The organism is Pseudomonas sp. HD6422 (genome assembly GCF_025377065.1).
In the GTDB taxonomy this organism is placed as follows: domain Bacteria; phylum Pseudomonadota; class Gammaproteobacteria; order Pseudomonadales; family Pseudomonadaceae; genus Aquipseudomonas; species Aquipseudomonas putida_U.
The window spans coordinates 1-23,736 of record NZ_JAHWIW010000014.1 but is presented as its reverse complement, the minus strand read 5'-3'; the positions used below and the strand labels follow the sequence as shown (position 1 = coordinate 23,736).

22 protein-coding genes are annotated in these 23,736 nt (G+C 64.7%); 15 read left to right on the top strand and 7 right to left on the bottom strand.

The window, feature by feature from the left end; genetic code table 11:
* Window positions 1–80 precede the first annotated feature (80 nt).
* The 3 genes from KY379_RS12245 (at window position 81) to KY379_RS12235 (ending at window position 2,864) form a co-directional block, all read left to right on the top strand.
* Complete coding sequence (locus KY379_RS12245) at window positions 81–578, top strand: hypothetical protein (protein ID WP_196171371.1); 498 nt, start codon at window positions 81–83, stop codon at window positions 576–578.
* A 91-nt stretch (window positions 579–669) separates the two neighbouring features.
* A complete protein-coding gene (locus tag KY379_RS12240) occupies window positions 670–2,076 on the top strand; it encodes an adenosylmethionine--8-amino-7-oxononanoate transaminase (protein ID WP_133324810.1) in 1,407 nt (468 codons plus the stop codon).
* A 68-nt stretch (window positions 2,077–2,144) separates the two neighbouring features.
* The gene (locus tag KY379_RS12235) at window positions 2,145–2,864 is read left to right on the top strand and encodes a 16S rRNA (uracil(1498)-N(3))-methyltransferase (protein WP_196171370.1); all 720 of its coding nucleotides are present in this window, start codon (window positions 2,145–2,147) and stop codon (window positions 2,862–2,864) included.
* A gap of 10 nt (window positions 2,865–2,874) precedes the next feature.
* Here the strand turns inward: KY379_RS12235 and trhA are convergent, their stop codons facing one another.
* The 7 genes from trhA to KY379_RS12200 form a co-directional block, all read right to left on the bottom strand.
* On the bottom strand, window positions 2,875–3,492 hold the full coding sequence (trhA, locus tag KY379_RS12230; RefSeq protein WP_133324814.1) for a PAQR family membrane homeostasis protein TrhA: 618 nt from the start codon (window positions 3,490–3,492) through the stop codon (window positions 2,875–2,877).
* Window positions 3,493–3,569: 77 nt separating this feature from the next.
* A complete protein-coding gene (locus tag KY379_RS12225; protein WP_133324816.1) occupies window positions 3,570–4,043 on the bottom strand; it encodes a chemotaxis protein CheW in 474 nt (157 codons plus the stop codon).
* Window positions 4,036–8,544, bottom strand: coding sequence for an Hpt domain-containing protein (locus KY379_RS12220; RefSeq protein WP_261238764.1), 4,509 nt, complete (start codon window positions 8,542–8,544; stop codon window positions 4,036–4,038). The genes KY379_RS12225 and KY379_RS12220 overlap by 8 nt, the downstream gene beginning before the upstream one ends.
* 10 nt (window positions 8,545–8,554) lie before the next feature.
* A complete protein-coding gene (locus KY379_RS12215) occupies window positions 8,555–10,579 on the bottom strand; it encodes a methyl-accepting chemotaxis protein (RefSeq protein ID WP_230385187.1) in 2,025 nt (674 codons plus the stop codon).
* 50 nt (window positions 10,580–10,629) lie between these two features.
* Entirely contained in the window at window positions 10,630–11,184 is a 555-nt protein-coding gene (locus KY379_RS12210; RefSeq protein WP_133324822.1) for a chemotaxis protein CheW, read from the bottom strand.
* Window positions 11,181–11,546, bottom strand: a complete 366-nt coding sequence (pilH, locus tag KY379_RS12205; protein ID WP_133324824.1) for a twitching motility response regulator PilH — start codon at window positions 11,544–11,546, stop codon at window positions 11,181–11,183. The genes KY379_RS12210 and pilH overlap by 4 nt, the downstream gene beginning before the upstream one ends.
* Before the next feature lie 47 nt (window positions 11,547–11,593).
* Window positions 11,594–11,995: a PleD family two-component system response regulator gene (locus KY379_RS12200; RefSeq protein WP_133324826.1), complete on the bottom strand. Its 402-nt coding sequence runs from the start codon at window positions 11,993–11,995 to the stop codon at window positions 11,594–11,596.
* Between the two features lie 241 nt (window positions 11,996–12,236).
* Here KY379_RS12200 and gshB point away from each other — a divergent pair, with 241 nt between their 5' ends.
* From gshB to phaZ, 12 genes are all read left to right on the top strand, one after another.
* Entirely contained in the window at window positions 12,237–13,190 is a 954-nt protein-coding gene (gene gshB / locus KY379_RS12195; RefSeq protein WP_133324828.1) for a glutathione synthase, read from the top strand.
* 91 nt (window positions 13,191–13,281) lie between these two features.
* Entirely contained in the window at window positions 13,282–14,184 is a 903-nt protein-coding gene (locus KY379_RS12190; RefSeq protein ID WP_261238761.1) for an energy transducer TonB, read from the top strand.
* 123 nt (window positions 14,185–14,307) lie between these two features.
* Window positions 14,308–14,877: a YqgE/AlgH family protein gene (locus KY379_RS12185; RefSeq protein WP_133324832.1), complete on the top strand. Its 570-nt coding sequence runs from the start codon at window positions 14,308–14,310 to the stop codon at window positions 14,875–14,877.
* The gene (gene ruvX / locus KY379_RS12180) at window positions 14,877–15,302 is read left to right on the top strand and encodes a Holliday junction resolvase RuvX (RefSeq protein WP_054900324.1); all 426 of its coding nucleotides are present in this window, start codon (window positions 14,877–14,879) and stop codon (window positions 15,300–15,302) included. Before KY379_RS12185 ends, ruvX begins: the two co-directional genes overlap by 1 nt.
* A 54-nt stretch (window positions 15,303–15,356) precedes the next feature.
* The gene (gene pyrR, locus KY379_RS12175) at window positions 15,357–15,875 is read left to right on the top strand and encodes a bifunctional pyr operon transcriptional regulator/uracil phosphoribosyltransferase PyrR (RefSeq protein WP_133324834.1); all 519 of its coding nucleotides are present in this window, start codon (window positions 15,357–15,359) and stop codon (window positions 15,873–15,875) included.
* 14 nt (window positions 15,876–15,889) lie between these two features.
* The gene (locus KY379_RS12170; RefSeq protein ID WP_133324836.1) at window positions 15,890–16,894 is read left to right on the top strand and encodes an aspartate carbamoyltransferase catalytic subunit; all 1,005 of its coding nucleotides are present in this window, start codon (window positions 15,890–15,892) and stop codon (window positions 16,892–16,894) included.
* Window positions 16,891–18,162: a dihydroorotase gene (locus tag KY379_RS12165; RefSeq protein ID WP_133324838.1), complete on the top strand. Its 1,272-nt coding sequence runs from the start codon at window positions 16,891–16,893 to the stop codon at window positions 18,160–18,162. The genes KY379_RS12170 and KY379_RS12165 overlap by 4 nt, the downstream gene beginning before the upstream one ends.
* A gap of 152 nt (window positions 18,163–18,314) precedes the next feature.
* The gene (gene hslV, locus KY379_RS12160) at window positions 18,315–18,845 is read left to right on the top strand and encodes an ATP-dependent protease subunit HslV (protein WP_023533032.1); all 531 of its coding nucleotides are present in this window, start codon (window positions 18,315–18,317) and stop codon (window positions 18,843–18,845) included.
* A 74-nt stretch (window positions 18,846–18,919) separates the two neighbouring features.
* Window positions 18,920–20,263 (top strand): ATP-dependent protease ATPase subunit HslU, encoded by a 1,344-nt coding sequence (hslU, locus tag KY379_RS12155; RefSeq protein ID WP_133324840.1) that lies wholly within the window; start codon window positions 18,920–18,922, stop codon window positions 20,261–20,263.
* 137 nt (window positions 20,264–20,400) lie between these two features.
* On the top strand, window positions 20,401–20,778 hold the full coding sequence (locus KY379_RS12150; protein ID WP_261238759.1) for a DUF971 domain-containing protein: 378 nt from the start codon (window positions 20,401–20,403) through the stop codon (window positions 20,776–20,778).
* A 229-nt stretch (window positions 20,779–21,007) separates the two neighbouring features.
* Window positions 21,008–22,687, top strand: coding sequence for a class II poly(R)-hydroxyalkanoic acid synthase (phaC, locus tag KY379_RS12145; RefSeq protein WP_261238758.1), 1,680 nt, complete (start codon window positions 21,008–21,010; stop codon window positions 22,685–22,687).
* Window positions 22,688–22,748: 61 nt separating this feature from the next.
* Window positions 22,749–23,600 carry a poly(3-hydroxyalkanoate) depolymerase gene (gene phaZ, locus KY379_RS12140; RefSeq protein WP_133324846.1) on the top strand — a complete coding sequence of 284 codons (852 nt, stop codon included), beginning with the start codon at window positions 22,749–22,751 and terminating at the stop codon, window positions 23,598–23,600.
* The last annotated feature ends 136 nt before the right edge of the window (window positions 23,601–23,736 follow it).

Below are 23,736 nucleotides of genomic sequence, written 5' to 3'. Positions count from 1 at the left end.
GCATTTTTGTCAGTAGCGCAGACAGACCATGCGGGCGATGCTGGCCCACAGGCTGCCAACCGAACAAAGGGGGGTGGAGCATGCGCTACAAGGAGCAGTTCGAAGACTTCGACCACGTCGGCCAGCAGAGTCTCGTGCCGTGTCAGGCGTTGCATACCGACTCGGGCCTGAGCATCCGCGCCAACAGCACCGCCGGCGCCGGCCTGCACGAGGCCTTCCGCGGCGAGGATGGCACCGAACTGGTGATTGGCGAGAACTGCGACGTGGAAATCGCTTTCAATCAGGAGGTCGAACAACTGCACCTGGAGTTGTACGTGGTCAGCGACCGGGAGGGCGAGCTAAGGGACCTGGCCGACGCGCAGGGCCTGGAGGGCGATCCGCAACTGGCACCGCTGAGCTACTTCTACTGGATCACGCTCACCGGCAGTGGCTACACCGAATTCCTCCCCGGCCCCGTGTTCAGCCGCCCTTCCAGCCATCTGCTCCTGGGGCCGTTTCGTCGCCTGACCATCTCCACCTCTCAGGCCGGCACCGTGCACATCCGCAGACTGCGGTGGACGCCTACCTGCCGCCACTGAACACGCCCAGCGAACCATGGCGGTTGTCCTGCCTCCCGGCATTGCTTAGGCTTACGCGGTCAATCAAGCCGCGTCGCCAGGAGAAGTGCCCATGGGCCTCAACGATCAGTGGATGCAACGTGACCTCAAGGTCCTGTGGCACCCCTGCACCCAGATGAAAGACCACGAGCAACTGCCGCTGATCCCGATCAAGCGCGGCGAAGGCGTATGGCTCGAGGATTTCGAGGGCAAGCGCTACCTGGATGCCGTGAGCAGCTGGTGGGTCAACGTCTTCGGCCACGCCAACCCGCGCATCAACCAGCGCATCAAGGATCAGGTCGACCAGCTGGAACACGTGATCCTGGCCGGTTTCAGCCACCAACCGGTGATCGAGCTGTCCGAGCGCCTGGTCGCCATGACGCCGGCCGGGCTCGACCGGGTGTTCTATGCCGACAATGGCTCATCATGCATCGAAGTCGCCCTGAAGATGAGCTTCCACTACTGGCAGAACATCGGCCAGCCGGCGAAGAAACGCTTCGTCACCCTCACCAACAGCTATCACGGCGAAACCATCGCGGCCATGTCGGTGGGCGATGTGCCGCTGTTCACCGAAACCTACAAGGCATTGCTGCTCGACACCCTCAAGGTACCGAGCCCCGACTGCTACCAGCGCCCTGAAGGCATGGGCTGGGAAGAGCATTCGCGCAACATGTTCGCGGCCATGGAGCAGACCCTGGCGGAGCATCACCAAACCATCGCCGCCGTGATCATCGAACCGCTGATCCAGGGTGCCGGCGGCATGCGCATGTACCACCCGGTCTACCTCAAGCTGCTGCGCGAAGCCTGTGACCGTTACGGCGTGCACCTGATCCATGACGAGATCGCCGTGGGCTTCGGCCGCACCGGCACGATGTTCGCCTGCGAACAGGCCGGCATCCGCCCGGACTTCCTGTGCCTGTCCAAGGCGCTCACCGGCGGCTACCTGCCCCTGGCCGCCTGCCTGACCACCGACACCGTGTACCAGGCGTTCTACGACGACTACCCGACCCTGCGGGCCTTCCTCCACTCGCACAGTTACACCGGCAACCCGCTGGCCTGCGCGGCCGCCCTGGCGACTCTGGACATTTTCGAGCAGGACAACGTGATCGAGGCCAACAAAGCACTCGCCACGCGCATGGCCAGCGCCACCGCGCACCTGGCCGAACATGCCCATGTCGCCGAGATCCGCCAGACCGGCATGGCCCTGGCCATCGAAATGGTCCAGGACAAAGCCAGCAAGACCGCCTATCCGTGGCAGGAGCGGCGCGGCCTGAAGGTCTTCGAGCATGCCCTGACCCGAGGCGCTCTGCTGCGACCGCTGGGCAGCGTGGTGTACTTCCTGCCGCCCTATGTGATCACCCCCGAGCAGATCGACTTCCTGGCCGAGGTGGCCAGCGAAGGCATCGACATCGCCACCCGCAGCAGCGTGAGCGTGGCAGTGCCAGCAGACTTCCATCCCGACTTTCGCGATCCGGGTTGAACCCGCTTCCCCACGGTCCCACCCGCTCCCACAGGGGGCATGCGTCCTTCCATATTTCGAGCTGAACCATGAGACTGTCCCGCTTCTTCATCGACGCCCCCCTGAGCCTTGGCCAGCACGACCTGCCCGAAGCCCAGGCCCATTACATCGGCCGCGTGTTGCGCATGGGCCCCGGCGATGCCGTGCAACTGTTCGACGGCAGCGGCCAGGAGTACCTTGGCCAGTTGCTCGAGGTGGGCAAGAAAAACGTCCGGGTCAGCCTTGACCAGGCGCTTGCCGGCCAGCCCGACTCGCCCTTGCAGATTCATCTCGGCCAGGGCCTGTCCCGCGGCGAACGCATGGACTGGGCGATCCAGAAGGCCACCGAACTGGGCGCCAACGAAATCACCCCGATCGTCAGCGAACGCTGCGAAGTGCGTCTGAAGGACGAGCGCGCCGACAAGCGTCTGGCCCATTGGCGCCAAGTGGCGATCAGCGCCTGCGAGCAGTGCGGACGCTCGACCTTGCCAGTGATCCACCCACCGCTGACCCTGGCCGAATGGCTCAAGGGCAGCGAGGCCGAGCTCAAACTGGTGCTGCACCCGGTGGCAGAACCGCTGACCAGCCATGCCAAGCCGGCCAAGCTGGCGTTCTTGATCGGCCCGGAAGGTGGTCTGAGCGAAGCGGAAGTCGATCAGGCCAAGGCTGCGGGTTTCCATGCCGCACGCCTGGGCCCGCGCGTGCTGCGCACCGAAACCGCGCCGGTGGTGGCCCTTTCGGTGGCGCAGCAACTGTGGGGCGATTTCTAGCCCTCCAGCACTAGCGCACGTAGACCGAAACAGCGACGAAGTGCAGCAGGCTGCCGGTGATCACGAACAGGTGCCAGATGCCATGGGCGTGGCGCAGGCGGCTGTCGAGGGCGAAGAAGATGATGCCGATGGTGTAGAACAAGCCGCCGGCTGCCAACCAGGCGAAGCCGGCGGCACCCAGGGTGTGCAACAGCGGCTTGACCGCCACCAGCACCACCCAGCCCATCACCGCGTAGATGATGATCGACAGGATCCGCGCTTCCGAACGCGGTTTGATCTCCTGCAACATGCCGATCACCGCCAATCCCCAGACCACGCCGAACAGGCTCCAACCCCAGGGGCCGCGCAGGCTGACCAGGCAAAAAGGGGTATAGCTGCCGGCGATGAGCAGGTAGATCGACAGGTGATCGAGCTTGCGCATGATCACCTTCGCCCGCCCGCGAGTGCTGTGGTAGAGCGTGGAGATGCTGTAGAGCAGCAGCAAGGTGCTGCCGTAGATGGAGAAGCTGACGATCTTCCAGGGATCGCCTTGCAAGCCCGCGACGACGATCAGCCAGCTTGCCCCGATACAGGCCAGGACGGCACCGACCAGGTGGGTCCAGGCATTGAAGCGTTCACCGTAGTACATGCAAACACAGACCTCCTGAGATGGGCTGGGTTCCTGACATGGAGCGTGCCCGCGAAGAGGCCCGCACAGACCCCATCCTACCCAAACCCAGATTGCAGATCCGCGTCACGCACCAATCTTTCCAAGCCCACCAGATCCGGCACTCGCGCAATCTGGTCGCCCACCTGCACCGCCGCCAGCTCAAGGCTGCCCAACGCCACATCCACATAGTTGAGCTGGCTGTCGAGTTTGCACGAGCGCGGGATGTCCTGCAGTAGCACGGCCAGGTAGCGCAGTCCCGTGTCGCCCAGGGCATTGAGCACGACGATACGGGCCCGCTCGCCGCAAGGCGTCTCGCCACCGCATGCGGTTTCGAAACCGATCAGCGGCAGGCGCTGCTGCCGCCAGTCGATCCAGCCCAGGTGCCAGGCCGGCTGCCCTGGCTGGCATGCCAGATTGCGCTGGCCGATCAACTCGGCCACGGCGACGTTCGGCAATACCAGAGTGCGGTCACCCAGCGGCAGCAACAGACCGGTGAGGGTGCTGCGCTGACCGGCGATCATTTCAAGCATGCTGCTGACTCCAATGGGCGATGCTCTGCAACAGCACCGATTCCTGGTAGGGCTTGCCGAGGTAGTCGTTGACGCCGATGGCCATGGCCCGCTCACGGTGCTTCTGGCCGGTACGCGAGGTGATCATGATGATCGGCAGGTCCTTGAGGCGGGCATCACCACGAATGCGCGTCGCCACCTCGAAGCCGTCCATGCGCGGCATCTCGATATCCAGCAGCAGTATATCGGGGCGATGGACATCCAATTGCGCCATGGCGTCGACGCCGTCCTTGGCCGTCAGCACGCTCATGCCATGGCGCTCGAGCAGCCGGCTGGTGACCTTGCGCACGGTCACCGAGTCATCCACCACCATCACCAACAACGGCCGCCGTGGCGCCGGCCCGAACAGCGTGCGCTGCACCCCGCTGCCACCGGGCAGGCGTGCCAGCCGGCGCTGCTGGCCACGCAACTGACCGAGCAGGTCGAGAATCAGCACCACCCGACCATCCCCCAGCAAGGTCGCGCCAGACAACCCGGCAACGGCAGCGAACTGCGGCCCCAGACTCTTGACCACGATTTCCCGGCTCGGTGACAGGCTGTCGACCTGGATGGCGAACGACTGCTCCTGGGAATGCACCAGCAGCACCGGCAATGGCACGCGCTGGCCCAACAGGGTCGGCCTAGGCACACCCTGCACCAGCTCGCCCAGGTAACGCAGCTGGTACTCGTAACCGGCGTAGGTGTAGCGCGGCGAGTCCAGCTGGTAGCAGGCTTCGAGCTCGCCAGGCGGCACCCGCACGATGCCCTCGATGGTGTTGAGCGGGATGGCGTATTGCTCTTCGCCCAGGTGCACCATCACGGCACGGTTGATCGAAACCGTGAACGGCAGGCGAATCAGAAAGCGCGCCCCCTTGCCCTGGGCCGACTCGATGGTCATCGAGCCGCCCAGTTGCTTGACCTCCTCGTGCACCACGTCCATGCCCAGACCACGACCGGAGATCTGGGTGATCTTCTCCGCGGTGGAGAAGCCTGGGCGCAGGATGAACTGAAGGATCTCGTGGTCACTCAGCTGCGCCGCCGGATCCAGCAGGCCACGCTTGATCGCCTTGCGGCGCACGGCCTCCAGCGGCACGCCGGCGCCATCGTCGATCATCTCGATGACGATGTCGGCGCCCTCGTGCAGCAGGTTCAAGTGGATGGTGCCCTGCTCCGGCTTGCCCGCCGCCAAGCGCGCCTGTCGCGACTCCAGGCCATGGTCGACGGCATTGCGCAGCATGTGTTCGAGGGGCGCGACCATGCGTTCGAGCACGCTGCGGTCCAGCTCGCCCTCGGCGTTGCCGACCACCAGTTCGACCTGCTTGCCCAGCTCGCTGGCCACCTGCCGCACCACCCGCTGCAGGCGCGGGACCAGGCGCTCGAACGGCACCATCAAGGTGGCGGTCAGGCCCTCCTGCAACTGGCTGTTGACCCGCGCCTGCTGCTGCAACAGGCCTTGTGTTTCCTGAGCGCGCTGAGCCAGGGTTTCCTTCAGTTCGATAAGGTCAGACGCCGACTCGAACAGTGCCCGCGACAATTGCTGCAACTGCGAATGGCGATCCATCTCCAACGGGTCGAAGTCTTCGTAGGCATCGCTTTCGAAGGGCTGACGGCTGGTGATGCGGCCTTGGGTCTCGATGTCCAGGCGCAGCAGCTGGTCGCGCATGCGCTCGAGGGTGGTATCCATTTCGCTGAGGGCGAACTGCGCATCGTTGACCTGCTGCTCGATGCGCCCGCGAATCACCGAGTGCTCACCAGCCAGGTTGCCCAGATCGTCGAGCAACTCGGCATCGACCTTGACCATGTCACCGGCCGCGCGCTCGGGCGATGTCGTCGGGGCTTCGGCAGGTGCCGCCTCGGTCGGTGCCTGGGCCGCCACGCTGTCGGCCAGGGCGGCGCTGCTGAAGTTGCGGATGTAGTCGATCAGCGCCGTGGCAGCGTGTAACGGCTGCCCCAGGCGCACAGCATCGAGCATGTGCGCCAGGCGGTCATGGCAGTTCTGCAGCAACGAGAACAGCGCCGGGGTCGGCGGCAGGCGACCCGCCGCCAGCAGCTCGTAGAGAAACTCCAGTTCGTGGGCAAGATCGCCAATGGCGCTGATCTCGACCATGCGCGCCACGCCTTTGAGGGTGTGCAGGTCGCGCATGAGGTTCTCTACCTCGGCGCCATTGCGTGGGTCGGCCTGCCAACGCGCCAGCGCACTCGCGGCGCTCTCCACGATGTCGGCGCTCTCTTCCAGGAAGACATCCATCAACGCCTTGTCACCTGGATTCTGCGGGTCCTCGTCAATGACTTGGGCAACGCCATCGATGGGGTCGAGCGAAGTCACGCCAGTCGCACCGACCACGCCCATCGCATCTGGCGCCAACCCCTCGTCGAGCAGCCCGCGCAGGGCCTCTACAGTGGCCCTGCGCATCGTCGGCTCCTGACCGGCAGCCAGCTCGTCGAGCATGTCGATCAGTGTCTCGTGCGCTTGCTGGGCCTGGGCGAAGAACCGAGCGTCGGCGGCCAGGCTGCCCTCTTCCACCGCGCCATAGAGGTCGAGCAACGCTTCGCAGACTTCATCCATCGCCCACAGATCGGCCAGGTGAGCCGCATGCCCCAAGGTCGTCAACTGCTCCAGCAGCGGCTCCAGTGCCTGGCGTTGGCCGGGTTGCTCCTGCCAATCGGACAACAGTGATTCGGCATCGAGAAGGATGTCCATGGCCTGGCCAAGGAATCGTGCCGTCTGCTGCGGGTCGCGACGGCGCTTCTCGGTACGGGTTTCGGTAGACGTACCGAAGTGCGCCTCCAGGGCCCGGTCGACCTGCTCGATCAACTCGGCGGCCCCAGGAATCGGCGCCAACGGTGTGACGTGCAGTTGCTCCAGGCCAGCCTGGAACAGATCGAGCGCCACCGCCAAGTACTTGAGCTCGCCCTGGTGCAATGTCACCTGGTGGCTGCGATATTCCCGCACCAAGCGGTCGAAGGCGGCCGCCAACTCGGCGATCGGCAAAACCCCAGCCATGCCGGCGCTACCCTTGAGCGTGTGCAGGGCACGCTGCAGGCTATCGTCGACCGCAGCATCGTCACCGTGGGCCTGGGCGAGGAACGCCTCGACACTGGCCAGGTGACCCAGCGCCTCATGCCGGAAAATGTCCAGCAACTGCCGGTCCAACCCATCGATCGAGGCGCTCGGCTCTGGCGCATCCGGCGTGGCGATCTTGCCCGCTGCCGGCAAGGCGATCGAGCTGTCGACCAGACACGGCACGCCCAGGGCCGCCAGGCTGACACGAGCCCGCTCGACGAACGGCTGGCCATCGGCCAGGGGGTCGGCGACGCGCCACTGCAGGTAGCACTCACCGGCACTGAGAGCCTCGGCCAAGTGGGTCAGCTCGTCGTCCGGCGGCTCCTCCTCGAGGTGCTGCAACCAGCCCTGCACGCAGGACGCGCAGCCGCCAAACAGCTCCGCTGCAGCCGGCAGCATCAACATCGTCAGGGCTCCGCGCACCTGCTGCAACAAACCCGGTAGCGCCAGCAGGCGCTCGCGCGGCCAGCCGGACTCCAGGCAATCGCCGATCAACTCCTTGGCCTGATGCAGCACGGCCAGCGCTTCTTCCAGCACCACCTGGCGGATCTCGACCAAATCCGAGCCCGGCAGGTTGCCTTGGCCAGTCTGCTCCATCTGGCCGACCATGCCGTTGAGGGTGGCTTCGACGTAGAGCAGCGCCCCCGCCACGTCCATCAGCACCGCATCGCCGGGCTCGCGTTCGGTTTGGGCCAGCGCCTGCAAGGCCAACACCTGGTCGATGATCACCCGCCGCGGTTGCTGGAAGCCCAGTACCGCCAGGGTATCGGCAACGTGGCGCAGCGGTGCCAGCAGTTGCTCCAGCTGCGCGGGTTGCTGGTCGAGGCGCTCCTTGATGCGCATCAGATCGTCGCACAACGCCACCACCACCGAGCGCAACGCATCACGCCCGGGTCCGGCCTGCAGTTGTTCACGCCAGGCACCCAGCGACAGGTCGAGGTCGGCCAGGTCATCCTCGCCAGCCAGGCGTTGCGCGGCCTCGCCGACCAGACTGCCCTGGGCCATCGGCTCGACGCCGCGGCAGGACCTGAGCTGGTTGATCAACGGCAGCATCACCAGAGGCAGGTCGTGGCGCGCCCCGCGCAGTCGCTGCAGATAGGCCGGCAGTTGCTCCAGGCCTCGAAACAATGCCCCCAGGCAATCGCCACGCGGGCTGACCCGGCCATCTGCCAGTGCCCGGGCGAGCTGCTCCAGTTCGTCGGCCAGGCGCGCGGCACCCTGCAGCTCGAGCATCCGCAGGCAACCCTGCACCTGATGCAGGTTGTCCACCACGAACGCCAGCATGGACAGATCGCCGGTATCAGCGGCAAAGCGTTCCAAGGCCTGGCGGGCCTGCCCCAGGCAGTCGAGGAGGGCATCCTTGGTCCAGGCCAGGGCGACCGTTTCGTGACGCTCGAGGCTTACAGCGGCGACAGCCATGGGCGACTCCTCAACGGGGCTCGGGCGGCGGGGGCAAGGTGAAACCGGACACCGAACGGCGCATCTCGCTGGCCATGCGTGCCAGGTGGCGGATGCTGTCGGCAGTGGCGCCAGAGCCGGCCGAGGTCTGCGCGGTGATTTGCTGGATCACCGCCATGGTGTGGGAAATCTGCCCGGCCGAGGAAGTCTGCAATTGCGCGGCGTCGGAAATGCTGTGGATCAGCTCGGCCAGGTTCTGCGACACGCCCTCGATCTCGGCCAAGGCCACCCCGGCGTCCTGGGCCAACCGCGCGCCACGCACCACCTCGGCGGTGGTCTGCTCCATGGAGATCACCGCCTCGTTGGTGTCGGCCTGAATGGTGCGCACCAGCGCCTCGATCTGCCGCGTGGCCGAGGACGAACGCTCGGCCAGGCGCTGCACCTCGTCGGCGACCACGGCAAAACCGCGCCCGGCTTCGCCGGCCAGGGAGGCCTGGATTGCCGCGTTGAGGGCGAGGATGTTGGTCTGATCGGCGATGTCGTCGATCAGGCTGACGATATCGCCGATCTCCTGGGAGGATTCACCCAGGCGCTTGATGCGCTTGGCCGTGTCCTGGATCTGTTCGCGGATGTTGTCCATGCCGTTGATGGTGTTGTGCACCACCTCGTTACCCTTGTTGGCGATGGCCACCGAGCGCTCGGCGACCTTGGCCGACTCGTAGGCGTGCGCCGAGACCCGGTCGATCGACTCGACCATGTCGCCCACCGCCTCGGAGGCTTCGCTGATCTGCTCGGCCTGGTGCTCGGACGCCTTGGCCAACTGGCGGGCGGTGTTCTGCGTATCCTGCACGGCGGCGGCGACCTGCACGGCACTGTGGTTGATGGTGGCGACCAGATCGCGCAACTGGTCGACCGAGTAGTTGATCGAGTCGGCGATGGCGCCGGTGAAGTCCTCGGTCACCGACACCGTCACCGTCAGGTCGCCATCGGCCAGTTCTTCGATTTCGTCGAGCAGGCGCATGATCGCTTGCTGATTGCGTTCGTTCTTCTCGGCGGTTTCGCGCAGTTGGCGGTGGGTGGCGCGCACCATCACCAAGCCGATGAGGATGATCGAGGCCAGGGCCAGCAGACCCAGGGCATAGCCGCCGACGGTGTCGAGAGTGCGCCCACCGGCCAGGTTCTCGAAGCCGTTGGCCAGGTGCGAGGCCTCGTCGAGCAGGGTTTGCGACAGGCTGAAGATGTTGCCGGCCGCCTCACGCACGCGGAACAGTTCCGGCGAGGTCTCGAGGATCTCGTCCACCGAGCCTGCGACGAACTGGAACAACTCGGCGATCTCGCTCAGACGCGCCCGCGCATCGGCATCCGCCACCCGGCTCACCTGGATGGCCGCATTGCCGTTGAGCATGCCATCGAGCACCTGACCGAAGCGGCTGGCGTCACGCCCGAAGGCATCGGCAGCCTGGGCGGCGCTGTCATCGCCTGCGAGCACGGTGTTGACCGAGCCGAGAATACGCTCGGCCAGCAGCAACTGACGCTGGGCGACCGCCACCTGGCTGGCAGGAGCACCGCTCTGCAAGAGGATCTCCACCACCTTTTCGTACTCGACCTGCAACTGCGGCACCGTCTCGGCCAGGGTCGCGGCCACCTGGTGCAGTGACAGCACGGTCTGTTCGCTGGCGAGAATGGTGTCGGTGTTCTTGCGCAGGTTCTCCCAGTCCCGGCCCACCGCTTCCATCTCATCACGAACCGCAGGCGGCGCCGCCGGCAGGCCCGTGGACTTGTCGCCTTCGCGCAGATAGCCCCAGCGCCGCTCGAAATCGTTGCGCGCATCGGACAGCAAGCGGAACGCCAGAGACTTGCCGGCTGCCGCCTCGGTGGCGTTCTTGGCGATGCGTTGGGACAACACCCGTAGTTCGCCGGCATGGCCGATGTACTGCTTGTCGTGATTGGACTGGGTGTTGAGATAGGCGAAGTTGGCGAACAGCAGGATGATCGACAGGATCAGGATCACGAACAATACGGTGATCTGCGCGATGCTGCGTGTGCGCGGGGTCATGCCTGAGGGCGCGACGACGGTGGGGGCCGGCTTGTTCACGTTGGTAGGTCCTATAGCGCCACGTCGAGAAAGCCCGGGGCCTGGGCCAGGGCGAAGGGGCTGAAGATCGCCCAGTTGCGCTCGCGGGCGAAGTGGCCCTGGACGAAGCGTGCGGCAGCCCGCAGCAGTGGCTGCGGGGGCGATAACTCAAGGCTGCTGAGGGCGAAGTGCTGCAGACCCAGCACCTCGTCGACCAGCAGGCCGACGAACAAATCTTCGTGATCCAGTACCAACACCCGCCGCTGCTTGCCCGGCGCCGCCGGACCAAGGCCGAAGAAACTGCTCAGGTCCATCACCGGCAGCAATCGCCCACGCAAGTTGGCTACCCCGCAGACCCAGGGCTGCACGCCTGGCACCCGACTGCTGCGCGGCTCGCGCAGGACCTCGGCGACCTCGCCCATGGGCGCGACGAACCACTGTCCGGCGACACGAAAACCAATGCCGCTCCAGCTCTGCATCCGAGTGTCCTGGGGCGGCTGGTCGGCCACCAGCAGGCGACAACGCCGATCGATGTCCAGCAACAGCTCGAAGGCGGTCAGCGACGCGCCTTGGGGGCGGGTGGTCAAGCGCCCAGCACCTCTTTGAGCTTGGCGATCAGCGCATCCTCTTCCACCGGTTTGGTCAAGAATACCCGGGCGCCCTGGCGCGTGGCCCAGATGCGATCGGTTTCCTGGTCCTTGGTGGTGACCACGATCACCGGTATGGCGCTGGTTTCCGGATCCTTGCTCAATTGGCGGGTGGCCTGGAAACCGTTCATGCCAGGCATGACGATGTCCATGAGCACCGCATCGGGTTTCTCCTGGCGGGCCAAGGCCACGCCGTCGGCACCGTTGTTGGCCTTGAACACTTGGTGGCCGTGCTTTTCCAGCCATGCGGTCAGTCGGTACATCTCTGTCGGCGAGTCGTCGACAATCAGAATTCGGGCCATGCTGTTTCCCCATCAGGCAAAAAGTGGCCGCGCCAGGGCGGGCGCGGTCAGGGTGCGTGTTGTTCGTGAGCGACGAAACCGGGTACGTGGGCCCTGATCGCATCGAGCAGCTCTTCCTTGCCGAAGGGCTTGGTCAGGAACCGGTCGGCGCCGACCACCCGGCCACGGGCCTTGTCGAACAGGCCATCGCGTGAGGACAGGAGAATCACCGGGATATCCTTGAAGGTACTGTTGTGCTTGATCACGGCGCAGGTCTGATACCCATCCAGGCGTGGCATCAGCACATCGACGAAGATGATCCGAGGCTGGTGGTCGACGATCTTGGCCAGGGCATCGAAACCATCGCTGGCGGTGATCACTTCGCAGCCCGCTTCGCCGAGCAACATCTGCGCGGTGCGGCGGATCGTGCGGGAATCATCGATCACCATCACCTTCAGGGGTTGTTCCATAGAGGCCTACCAGTGGATATAAGCGGCAAGGTGCAAGCGACAATCTGCAAGAAAAAGCACACCGGGCTTGGCTGGCCCTTGTCTCGAGGCTTGCGGTTGAGAGCCTGCAGCTGCATTTTTAGCACACTCCGAGGGGCCATTCCATCTGCCGCGCCCCTTGACCCGAGGCGTCCACGGCGCCACCCTGAGCCACTTTTCTTTCGATCGATCGCGGCCGTGCGCCGCCAAGAGGAACCACCCCATGAGCGTTCGCCTCGGCATTGTCATGGACCCCATCGCGTCCATCTCCTACAAGAAGGACAGTTCGCTGGCCATGCTGCTGGCCGCCCAGGCCCGTGGCTGGAGCCTGTTCTACATGGAACAGCGCGACCTTTACCTGGGCGCCGGCCAGGCCCGCGCGCAGATGCGTCCGCTCAAGGTGTTCGCCGACCCGCAACGCTGGTTCGAGCTGGGCGAGGAGCAGGACGCCGCCCTGGCCGATCTGGACGCGATCCTCATGCGCAAGGACCCACCCTTCGACATGGAGTTCGTCTACAGCACCTACCTGCTGGAGCAAGCCGAACGCGAAGGGGTGCTGGTGGTCAACCGCCCGCAGAGCTTGCGCGACTGCAACGAGAAGCTGTTCGCCACCCAGTTCCCGCAGTGCATGGCGCCGACCCTGGTCAGCCGCCGCGCCGACATTCTGCGTGAATTCGCGACCACCCATGGCGATGTGATCCTCAAACCGCTCGATGGCATGGGCGGCACCTCGGTATTCCGCCACCGCCCAGGCGACCCCAACCTCTCGGTGATTCTCGAAACCCTGACCCAGCATGGCGGCCAGCAGATCATGGCGCAGGCCTACCTGCCGCAGATCGTCGACGGCGACAAACGTATCCTGATGATCGACGGCGAGCCGGTCGACTACTGCCTGGCGCGCATCCCGGCCAGCGGCGAGACCCGCGGCAACCTGGCTGCCGGCGGTCGCGGCGAGGCTCGCCCGCTGACCGAGCGCGACCGCTGGATCGCCGCCCAGGTCGGCCCGACCTTGCGCGAGAAGGGCCTGCTGTTCGTCGGCCTCGACGTGATCGGCGATTACCTCACCGAAATCAACGTGACCAGCCCCACCTGCATCCGCGAGATCGACGCCGCCTACAACACCGATATCGGTGGCAAGCTGATGGATGCCATTGATCGCAAGCTCCAGGCGCGCTGACCACCGACGCGGAGCAAAACCGCAGAGTGGGGTATGATGCCGGTCCTTTTCGATTGAGCTACTGCCCCGCCCTGCGGTTGCTGGATACCCGATGACGCTGCCTGCCGATATCCCCGCCGACCTGCTGCCACCCCGCGTTCGCCCGGTGGACCGGCTGGGCTTTACCTTGTTTCTGGCGGCGCTGGTGCATCTGGCATTGATCCTTGGCGTCGGCTTCGCCGTGGTCAAGCCGGCGCAGGTCCGTCACACCATGGACATCACCCTGGCCACCTTGAAGAGCGAGAAACCGCCCGAGAAGGCCGATTTCCAGGCCCAGGACAACCAGCAGGGTAGCGGCACGCTGGAGAAGAAGGCAGTGCCCAAGACCACCGAGGTGGCGCCGTTCCAGGACAGCAAGATCAACAAGGTCACCCCGCCGCCGGCCCCCAGACCCGAGGTCGCTCCGCCGCCAACGCCGAAGAAATCCGCCGTGGTGACCCAGGCGGCGAAACCGCACAAGGTCGAGACCAAGCCCAAGGAAAGCAAGCCGCAACCCAAGCCGGCGGCGACGCCGGATTTTGACAGCTCGCAGCTGTCCAGCCAGATCGCCAGCCTAGAGGCGGAGCTTTCCAACGAGCAACAGCTATATGCCAAACGCCCGCGCATTCATCGCATCAATGCCGCCTCGACCATGCGCGACAAGGGCGCCTGGTACAAGGAAGAGTGGCGCAAGAAGGTCGAGCGGGTGGGCAACCTGAACTACCCGGATGAAGCTCGCCGCCAGCAGATCTACGGCAACCTGCGGATGATGGTGTCGATCAACCGCGACGGCTCGTTGTACGAGGTGCTGGTGCTGGAATCGTCCGGGCAGCCAGTGCTCGACCAGGCAGCGCAGCGCATCGTGCGACTGGCGGCACCGTTCGCGCCGTTCACCGGGGACCTGGCCGAGTTCGACCGCCTGGAGATCATCCGCACCTGGCGCTTTGCCCGGGGGGACCGGTTGTCGAGCAACTGATTGAATGGTTGGGGCGTTCGGGATGAGGTTTGCGGTGGGGCAGAGATCGAGCGCCGCAGACCTCCCGCCGAACGCCGCACAACCACCTTGTCAGCCTCGCCACCTGGCGCCACACTATCTCCCATGAAAACCCTCACGCCGAGCTATCTCAAGCATCAGTTCCTGATCGCCATGCCGCACATGGCCGATCCGAACTTCGCCCAGACCCTCACGTACATCGTCGAGCACAACGCCAATGGCGCCATGGGCCTGGTAATCAATCGTCCCCAGGAACTGAATCTCGGCGATATTCTCGAGCAGTTGCGTCCGGACGAAGCACCGCCGGTCGGCACCTTGCAAGTGCCGATCTACCAGGGAGGCCCGGTGCAGACCGATCGTGGTTTCGTGCTGCACACCAGCGAGTGCTCCTACCAGGCCACCATCGAGCTACAGGGCCTGTCGCTGTCGACCTCCCAGGACGTGCTGTTCGCCATCGCCGAAGGCGTAGGCCCCAAGCAGAGCCTGATCACCCTCGGCTACGCCGGTTGGGAAGCCGGCCAGCTGGAGGCTGAGCTGGCCGACAACGCCTGGCTCAACTGCCCGTTCGACCCCGAGATCATCTTCGACCTGGCCAGCGACCGCCGCCTCGACGCCGCCGCCGCCAGTCTGGGCATCAATCTGAGCCTGCTGACCAGCCAGGCAGGTCACGCCTGATGGCCGAACTGCGCCTACTGCTGGGCTTCGACTATGGCAGCAAACAGATTGGCGTGGCCGTCGGCCAGGTGGTCACCGGCCAGGCCCGTGAGCTGTGCACGCTCAAGGCCCAGAACGGCGTGCCCGACTGGGCCCAGGTGGAAAAACTCATCGCTGAATGGAAACCCGACGCCATCGTCGTCGGGCTGCCGCTGAACATGGACGGCACTCCCAGCGAAATGAGCGCCCGCGCCGAAAAGTTCGCCCGCCGCCTCAACGGCCGCTTCAACCTGCCGGTACATACCCACGACGAACGCCTGACCACCTTCGAGGCCAAGGGCGAACGCCTGGCCCGGGGCGGCCAGCGCGGCAGCTATCGCGACAATCCGGTCGATGCCATCGCCGCCGCCCTGCTGCTGCAGGGCTGGTTGGAGGCCAATACTTAATCCGCTGGCGCCGGGCCACCCCGGCGCGCGACCACTTACTGGAGCCCGCACGCAATGAGCCTACCCAATCCCGCCGAGCTGATCCGGCAGATGGCCGTCGACCTTCGCGCCCACCTGGCCCGCCGCGGCATCGGCGAACCCCGCTATATAGGCATCCGCACCGGCGGCGTCTGGGTCGCCCAGGCCCTGCAGCAGGAGATGGCCGACAGCAGCCCGATGGGCGTGCTCGACGTATCGTTCTACCGTGACGACTTCAGCCAGAACGGTTTGCACCCGCAGGTACAACCTTCGGAACTGCCGTTCGAGGTGGAAGGCCAGCACCTGGTGCTGGTCGATGACGTACTGATGAGCGGACGCACCATCCGCGCCGCGCTCAACGAGCTGTTCGACTACGGGCGCCCGGCCAGCGTGACGCTGGTCTGCCTGCTCGACCTGGACGCCGGCGAGCTGCCGATCCGTCCCAATGTGCTGGGTGCCACCCTGTCGCTGGCTGCCCATGAGCGGGTAAAATTGACCGGCCCCACGCCGCTCGCACTCGAGCGCCAGGACCTCGCTTCTGCCTCCGCCCTTTGAAAGAGTCCCCCGCGATGACGCCAATCGACGCCAAGCGCCCGCTGCAGCTCAATGACCAGGGCCAGCTGCGCCACTTCCTCTCGCTCGACGGTTTGCCCCGCGAACTGCTCACCGAGATCCTCGACACCGCCGACTCGTTCCTCGAAGTCGGCGCCCGGGCCGTGAAAAAAGTCCCGCTGCTGCGCGGCAAGACCGTGTGCAACGTGTTCTTCGAGAACTCGACCCGTACCCGCACCACCTTCGAGCTGGCAGCCCAACGCCTGTCCGCCGACGTGATCAGCCTCAACGTATCGACCTCCTCGACCAGCAAGGGCGAGACCCTGTTCGACACCTTGCGTAACCTTGAGGCCATGGCCGCCGACATGTTCGTCGTGCGCCACTCCGACTCCGGTGCCGCGCACTTCATCGCCGAGCACGTGTGCCCCGACGTAGCTGTGATCAACGGCGGTGACGGTCGTCACGCGCACCCGACCCAGGGCATGCTGGACATGCTGACCATTCGCCGGCACAAGGGCAGCTTCGAGAATCTATCGGTGGCGATCGTCGGCGATATTCTGCATTCGCGGGTGGCGCGCTCCGACATGCTGGCGCTCAAGGCACTGGGTTGCCCGGACATCCGCGTGATCGGGCCGAAGACCCTGATCCCGATCGGCATCGAGCAGTACGGCGTGAAGGTATTCACCGACCTCGCCGAAGGCCTCAAGGATGTCGACGTGGTGATCATGCTGCGCCTGCAGCGTGAGCGCATGGCCGGTGGCCTGCTGCCCAGCGAGGGCGAGTTCTACCGCCTGTTCGGCCTGACTACCGCACGTCTGGCCGCGGCCAAGCCCGATGCCATCGTCATGCACCCCGGCCCGATCAACCGCGGCGTGGAAATCGAATCGGCGGTGGCCGACGGCGCCCACTCGGTGATCCTCAACCAGGTCACCTACGGCATCGCCGTGCGCATGGCGGTACTGTCGATGGCCATGAGCGGGCAAAACGCACAACGTCAGTTCGACCAGGAGAACGCCCAGTGAACATCAGTATTCTCGGCGCCCGGGTCATCGATCCCAACAGCGGCCTGGACCAAGTCACCGACCTGCACCTCGATGGCGGTCGTATTACCGCTATCGGCGCCGCCCCGGCCGGTTTCAGCGCCCATCGCACGATCGAGGCCAGTGGCCTGATCGCCGCCCCCGGCCTGGTCGACCTGGGCGTGTCGCTGCGCGAGCCCGGCTACAGCCGCAAGGGCACCATCGCCAGCGAAACCCGGGCCGCCGTGGCCGGCGGTGTCACCAGCCTGTGCTGCCCGCCGCAGACCAAACCGATCCTGGACACCTCGGCGGTAGCGGAGCTGATCCTCGACCGCGCCCGCGAGGCCGGCAACAGCAAGGTCTACCCGATTGGCGCGCTGACCAAGGGCCTGGAAGGCGAGCAGTTGGCCGAACTGGTAGCCCTGCGCGATACCGGCTGCGTGGCCTTCGGCAACGGCCTCAAGGAAATCCCCAACAACCGCACCCTGGCCCGGGCCCTGGAGTACGCCGCCACGTTCGACCTGACCGTGGTGTTCCACTCCCAGGACCGCGACCTGGCCCAGGGTGGCCTGGCCCACGAAGGCGCCATGGCCAGCTTCCTCGGCTTGCCGGGCATCCCCGAAACCGCCGAAACCGTGGCCTTGGCGCGCAATCTGCTGCTGGTCGAACAAACCGGCGTCCGCGCGCATTTCACCCAGATCACCAGCGCCCGCGGCGCACGGCTGATCGCCCAGGCCCAGGAACTGGGCCTGCCTGTGACCGCCGACGTGGCGCTGTATCAGTTGATTCTCACCGACGAGTCGCTGCGTGAGTTCTCCAGCCTGTACCACGTGCAACCGCCACTGCGCACCGCTGCCGACCGTGACGGCTTGCGCGAAGCGGTGAAGTCAGGTGTGATCCAGGCGATCGCCAGCCATCACCAGCCCCACGAGCGCGATGCCAAGCTAGCGCCGTTCGGCGCCACCGAGCCTGGCATCAGCAGTGTCGAGCTGCTACTGCCGCTGGCCATGACCCTGGTCGAGGACGGCCTGCTCGACCTGCCGACCCTGCTGGCCCGCCTTAGCAGCGGCCCGGCTGCAGCCATGCGCCTGCCGGCGGGCGAGCTCAAGGTCGGCGGCCCGGCCGATCTGGTGCTGTTCGATGCCAAAGCGTCCACCGTGGCCGGCGAACGCTGGCTGTCACGCGGCGAGAACTGCCCGTTCATCGGCCACTGCCTACCGGGCGCGGTGCGCTATACCTTGGTCGATGGGCACATCTGCCACGAGGCTTGAAGGGAAGCGGCAAGCTGCAAGCCGCAAGAAGAAGCCGGTCCCGCCGATCTGCTTTTTCTTGGTGCTTGCAGCTTGAAGCTTGAAACTCTTCCCCCCTCCCCCCATATGAGTCTGCATCAGGCATTTTCGCCCCGCTGCGTGGAGACTCTCCCTTGACCACCATCGTTTCTGTCCGCCGTAACGGCAAAGTCGTCATGGGCGGCGACGGCCAGGTATCCCTCGGCAACACCGTGATGAAAGGCAACGCCAAGAAGGTCCGTCGCCTGTACCACGGCCAGGTCATCGCCGGTTTCGCCGGTGCCACCGCCGACGCCTTCACCCTGTTCGAACGTTTCGAAGGACAGCTCGAGAAACACCAGGGCCACCTGATCCGTGCCGCCGTCGAACTGGCCAAGGAATGGCGTACCGACCGTTCCCTGAGCCGTCTGGAAGCCATGCTGGCAGTGGCCAACAAGGACGCCTCGCTGATCATCACCGGCAACGGTGACGTGGTCGAGCCCGAGGACGGCCTGATCGCCATGGGTTCCGGTGGCGCTTACGCCCAGGCCGCGGCCCGCGCCCTTTTGAACAAGACCGATCTCTCGGCTCGGGAAATCGCCGAAACCGCCCTGAACATCGCTGGTGACATCTGCGTGTTCACCAACCACAACCTGACCATCGAGGAGCAGGACCTGGCCGAGTAAATCAGTTGTTTTGGCGTCCCGCTCGCAGCGGGACTTTTCCACACTGAATACTCCGCTCGAGGACCATTTTCATCATGTCCATGACCCCCCGCGAGATCGTCCACGAACTCAACCGCCACATCATCGGCCAGGATGACGCCAAGCGCGCCGTGGCCATCGCCCTGCGCAACCGCTGGCGGCGCATGCAGCTTCCCGTCGAGCTGCGCGCCGAGGTGACCCCCAAGAACATCCTGATGATCGGCCCCACCGGTGTCGGCAAGACCGAGATCGCCCGTCGCCTGGCCAAACTGGCCAACGCACCTTTCCTCAAGGTCGAAGCGACCAAGTTCACCGAAGTCGGCTACGTCGGTCGCGACGTCGAGTCGATCATCCGCGATCTGGCCGACGCAGCGCTGAAGATGCTGCGTGAGCAGGAAATCATCCGCGTGCGCCACCGCGCCGAAGACGCCGCCGAGGACCGCATCCTCGACGCCCTGCTGCCCCAGGCCCGGGTCAGCAGCTTCAGCGAGGAAGCCGCGCAGACCAGCACCGACTCCAACACCCGCCAGCTGTTCCGCAAGCGTCTGCGCGAAGGCCAGCTGGACGACAAGGAAATCGAAATCGAAGTCGCCGACAACGTCGGCGTCGAGATCGCCGCGCCACCCGGCATGGAAGAGATGACCAACCAGCTGCAGAGCCTGTTCGCCAACATGGGCAAGGGCAAGCGCAAGGCGCGCAAGCTCAAGGTCAAGGATGCGCTGAAGATGGTCCGCGACGAAGAAGCCAGCCGCCTGGTCAACGACGAGGAGCTCAAGGCCAAGGCCCTGGAAGCGGTCGAGCAGCATGGCATCGTGTTCATCGACGAGATCGACAAGGTGGCCAAGCGTGGCAACGTCGGCGGCGCCGATGTCTCCCGCGAGGGCGTTCAGCGTGACCTGCTGCCACTGATCGAAGGCTGCACGGTCAACACCAAGCTGGGCATGGTCAAGACCGACCACATCCTGTTCATCGCTTCGGGTGCTTTCCACCTGAGCAAGCCGAGCGACCTGGTGCCCGAACTGCAAGGTCGCCTGCCGATCCGCGTCGAGCTCAAGGCCCTGACTCCGGAAGACTTCGAGCGCATCCTGCAAGAGCCGCACGCCTCGCTGACCGAACAGTACCAGGCCTTGCTCAAGACCGAAGGCCTGAACATCGAATTCGCCGAGGATGGCATCAAGCGTCTGGCCGAAATCGCCTATCAGGTCAACGAAAAGACCGAGAACATCGGTGCCCGCCGCCTGCACACCCTGCTCGAGCGCCTGCTCGAAGAGGTGTCGTTCAGTGCCGGTGACCTGGCCAGCGCCCACGATGAAGCACCGATCCGCATCGATGCCGCCTACGTCAACGGCCACCTGGGTGAACTGGCGCAGAACGAAGACCTGTCGCGTTACATCCTGTAAGCGGCAAGCTGCGAGCTGCAAGCGACAAGCTGGGCTGCGTCGCTTGCAGCGCTTCGATTCCAAAAAATGTTCACGGTCGCTTGAATATCACTTCCTGTAGCTTGAAGCTTGTAGCTTGACGCTCAGGAGAGATCCCCATGGCCCGCCTGCCCACCGCCATCAACCTGCACAAAGCCTCGAAAACCCTCACGCTGACCTACGCCCCCGGCGAGGTGTACCACTTGCCCGCCGAATTCCTGCGCGTGCACTCTCCCTCCGCCGAGGTCCAGGGCCACGGCAACCCGATCCTGCAATACGGCAAGCTCAACGTCGGCCTCAGCGGCCTGGAGCCAGCCGGCCAGTACGCGCTCAAGCTGACCTTCGATGATGGCCACGACAGCGGCCTGTTCACCTGGGAATACCTCGAACAGTTGTGCCTGCGCCAGGAACAGTTGTGGGCCGAATACCTCGACGAACTACACAAGGCCGGAAAGGCCCGCGATCCGTCCGAATCGGTCGTCAAACTGATGCTCTGAAACAACAGTTTCTCAATTTAGAGCGCATTTTCTAATGCCATTTGTTTGAATGCCTTACAGACAGGCAGTCTTGCGCATTCGAGCAAAGTCGGGTAACCAATGGAACTGGAATCACCTGCCGTCCTGTACGGAATCCTCAGTAACACCGCTGTTTCTTATCACTGGTAACCCGAGTAGCAGTACCGGGCAGAACGACCGGTACTCGTCTCAGGACAACGGAGCGTCGTAGATGAGTAACAAGAACAACGATGAGTTGCAGCGGCAGGCCTCGGCGAACACTCTCGGCCTGAACCCGATCATCGGCATCCGCCGCAAGGACCTGCTCAGCTCGGCACGCACCGTGCTGCGTCAGGCCGTACGCCAGCCCCTCTTGAGTGCCAAGCACGCGGCGCATTTCGGCATAGAGCTGAAAAACGTGCTGCTGGGCAAGTCGAGCCTGCAGCCTGCCGGCGACGACCGCCGTTTCAGCGACCCGGCGTGGGCACACAACCCTCTGTACCGCCGCTACCTGCAGACCTACCTGGCCTGGCGCAAGGAACTGCATGACTGGATTGGCAATAGCGACCTACCGCCCCAGGACATCAGCCGTGGCCAGTTCGTCATCAATCTGATGACCGAAGCCTTGGCGCCGACCAATACCTTGTCCAACCCGGCCGCCGTCAAGCGCTTCTTCGAGACCGGTGGCAAGAGCCTGCTCGATGGCCTGTCCAACCTGGCCAAGGACCTGGTCAACAACGGTGGCATGCCCAGCCAGGTGAACATGGATGCCTTCGAGGTCGGCAAGAACCTGGGCACCAGTGAAGGTTCGGTGGTGTTCCGCAACGACGTGCTGGAGCTGATCCAGTATCGACCGATCACCGAACAAGTGCATTCGCGCCCCTTGTTGGTGGTGCCACCGCAAATCAACAAGTTCTATGTCTTCGACCTGAGCCCGGAAAAAAGCCTGACGCGCTTTTGTCTGCGCTCCAGCCAGCAGACCTTCATGATCAGCTGGCGCAACCCAACCAAAGCCCAGCGGGAATGGGGTCTGTCGACCTACATCGATGCCCTCAAGGAGGCAGTCGATGCCGTGCTGGCGATCACCGGCAGCAAGGACCTGAACATCCTCGGCGCATGCTCGGGCGGCATCACCTGCACCGCACTGGTCGGCCACTACGCCGCCCTGGGCGAGAACAAGGTCAACGCCCTGACCTTGCTGGTGAGCGTGCTCGATACCACGATCGACACCGAGGTGGCACTGTTCGTCGATGAACAGACCTTGGAAGCGGCCAAACGCCACTCTTACCAGGCCGGCGTCCTGGAAGGCAGCGACATGGCCAAGGTGTTCGCCTGGATGCGGCCCAATGACCTGATCTGGAACTACTGGGTCAACAACTATCTGCTGGGCAACGAACCACCGGTGTTCGATATCCTGTTCTGGAACAACGACACTACGCGCCTGCCCGCCGCTTTCCACGGCGACCTGATCGAGATGTTCAAGAGCAACCCGCTGACCCGTGCCAACGCGCTGGAAGTCTGCGGCACCGCCATCGACCTGAAGCAGGTGCAATGCGACATCTATAGCGTGGCCGGCACCAACGACCACATCACCCCGTGGCCGTCGTGCTATCGCTCAGCACACCTGTTTGGCGGCAAGATCGAGTTCGTGCTGTCCAACAGCGGTCACATCCAGAGCATCCTCAACCCGCCAGGCAACCCCAAGGCACGCTTCATGACCGGCGTCGACCGCCCAGGCGACCCGATGGCCTGGCAGGAGAACGCCGTCAAGCACGTCGACTCCTGGTGGCTGCACTGGCAGGCCTGGCTGAGCGAACGCGCCGGTGAGCTGAAGAAAGCGCCGACACGTTTGGGTAACCGCACCTATACCGTCGGCGAGTCCGCGCCAGGGACCTACGTTCACGAACGTTGAGCCTTGCCGCCGTGGTGGCCTAACGGCGCCACGGCGCTTTACCCAACACAGAGTCATGTGCATGCCGCAACCCTATGTTTTCAGGACCGTCGAACTGGATGGCCAATCCATTCGCACCGCCGTACGTCCCGGCAAGCCCCACCTGACGCCACTGCTGATCTTCAATGGTATCGGCGCCAACCTGGAGTTGGTGTTTCCCTTCATCGAAGCGCTCGACCCTGATCTAGAGGTCATCGCATTCGATGTGCCGGGGGTCGGTGGCTCATCGACACCACGCCATCCCTATCGCTTTCCGGGCTTGGCCAAGCTCACCGCGCGCATGCTCGACTACCTCGACTACGGCCAGGTCGATGCCGTCGGGGTGTCCTGGGGCGGCGCCCTGGCTCAGCAGTTCGCCCACGACTATCCCGAGCGCTGCAAGAAGCTGGTGCTGGCCGCCACCGCCGCCGGGGCCTTCATGGTGCCGGGCAAGCCCAAGGTACTGTGGATGATGGCTAGCCCGCGGCGCTACGTGCAGCCATCGCATGTCATCCGCATCGCGCCGCTGATCTACGGTGGCGCCTTTCGCCGTGACCCGGACCTGGCCCTGCACCATGCAGCCAAGGTCCGCTCGGGCGGCAAGATGGGCTATTACTGGCAGCTGTTCGCCGGCCTTGGCTGGACCAGCATCCATTGGCTGCACAAGATCCGCCAACCGACCCTGGTGCTGGCAGGCGACGACGACCCGCTGATTCCCTTGATCAACATGCGCCTGCTGGCCTGGCGAATTCCCAACGCCCAGCTACATATTATCGACGACGGTCATTTGTTCCTGATTACCCGCGCCGAGGCCGTCGCGCCGATCATCATGAAGTTTCTCCAGCAAGAGCGTCAGCGGGCGGTGATGCACCCGCGCCCTGCTTCCGGTGGCTAGACCCGCAAGCAGAACGGGGAAGTCGAAGGAGTGTTGCCTTGACATCCTCCCCGCCCTATAAGGACGGGGATTCCTACAGGTAGACGGCCATGCCCGACCGCGAGAATGTTCCTCGCCGCGTTAATGTCGCGGTCGT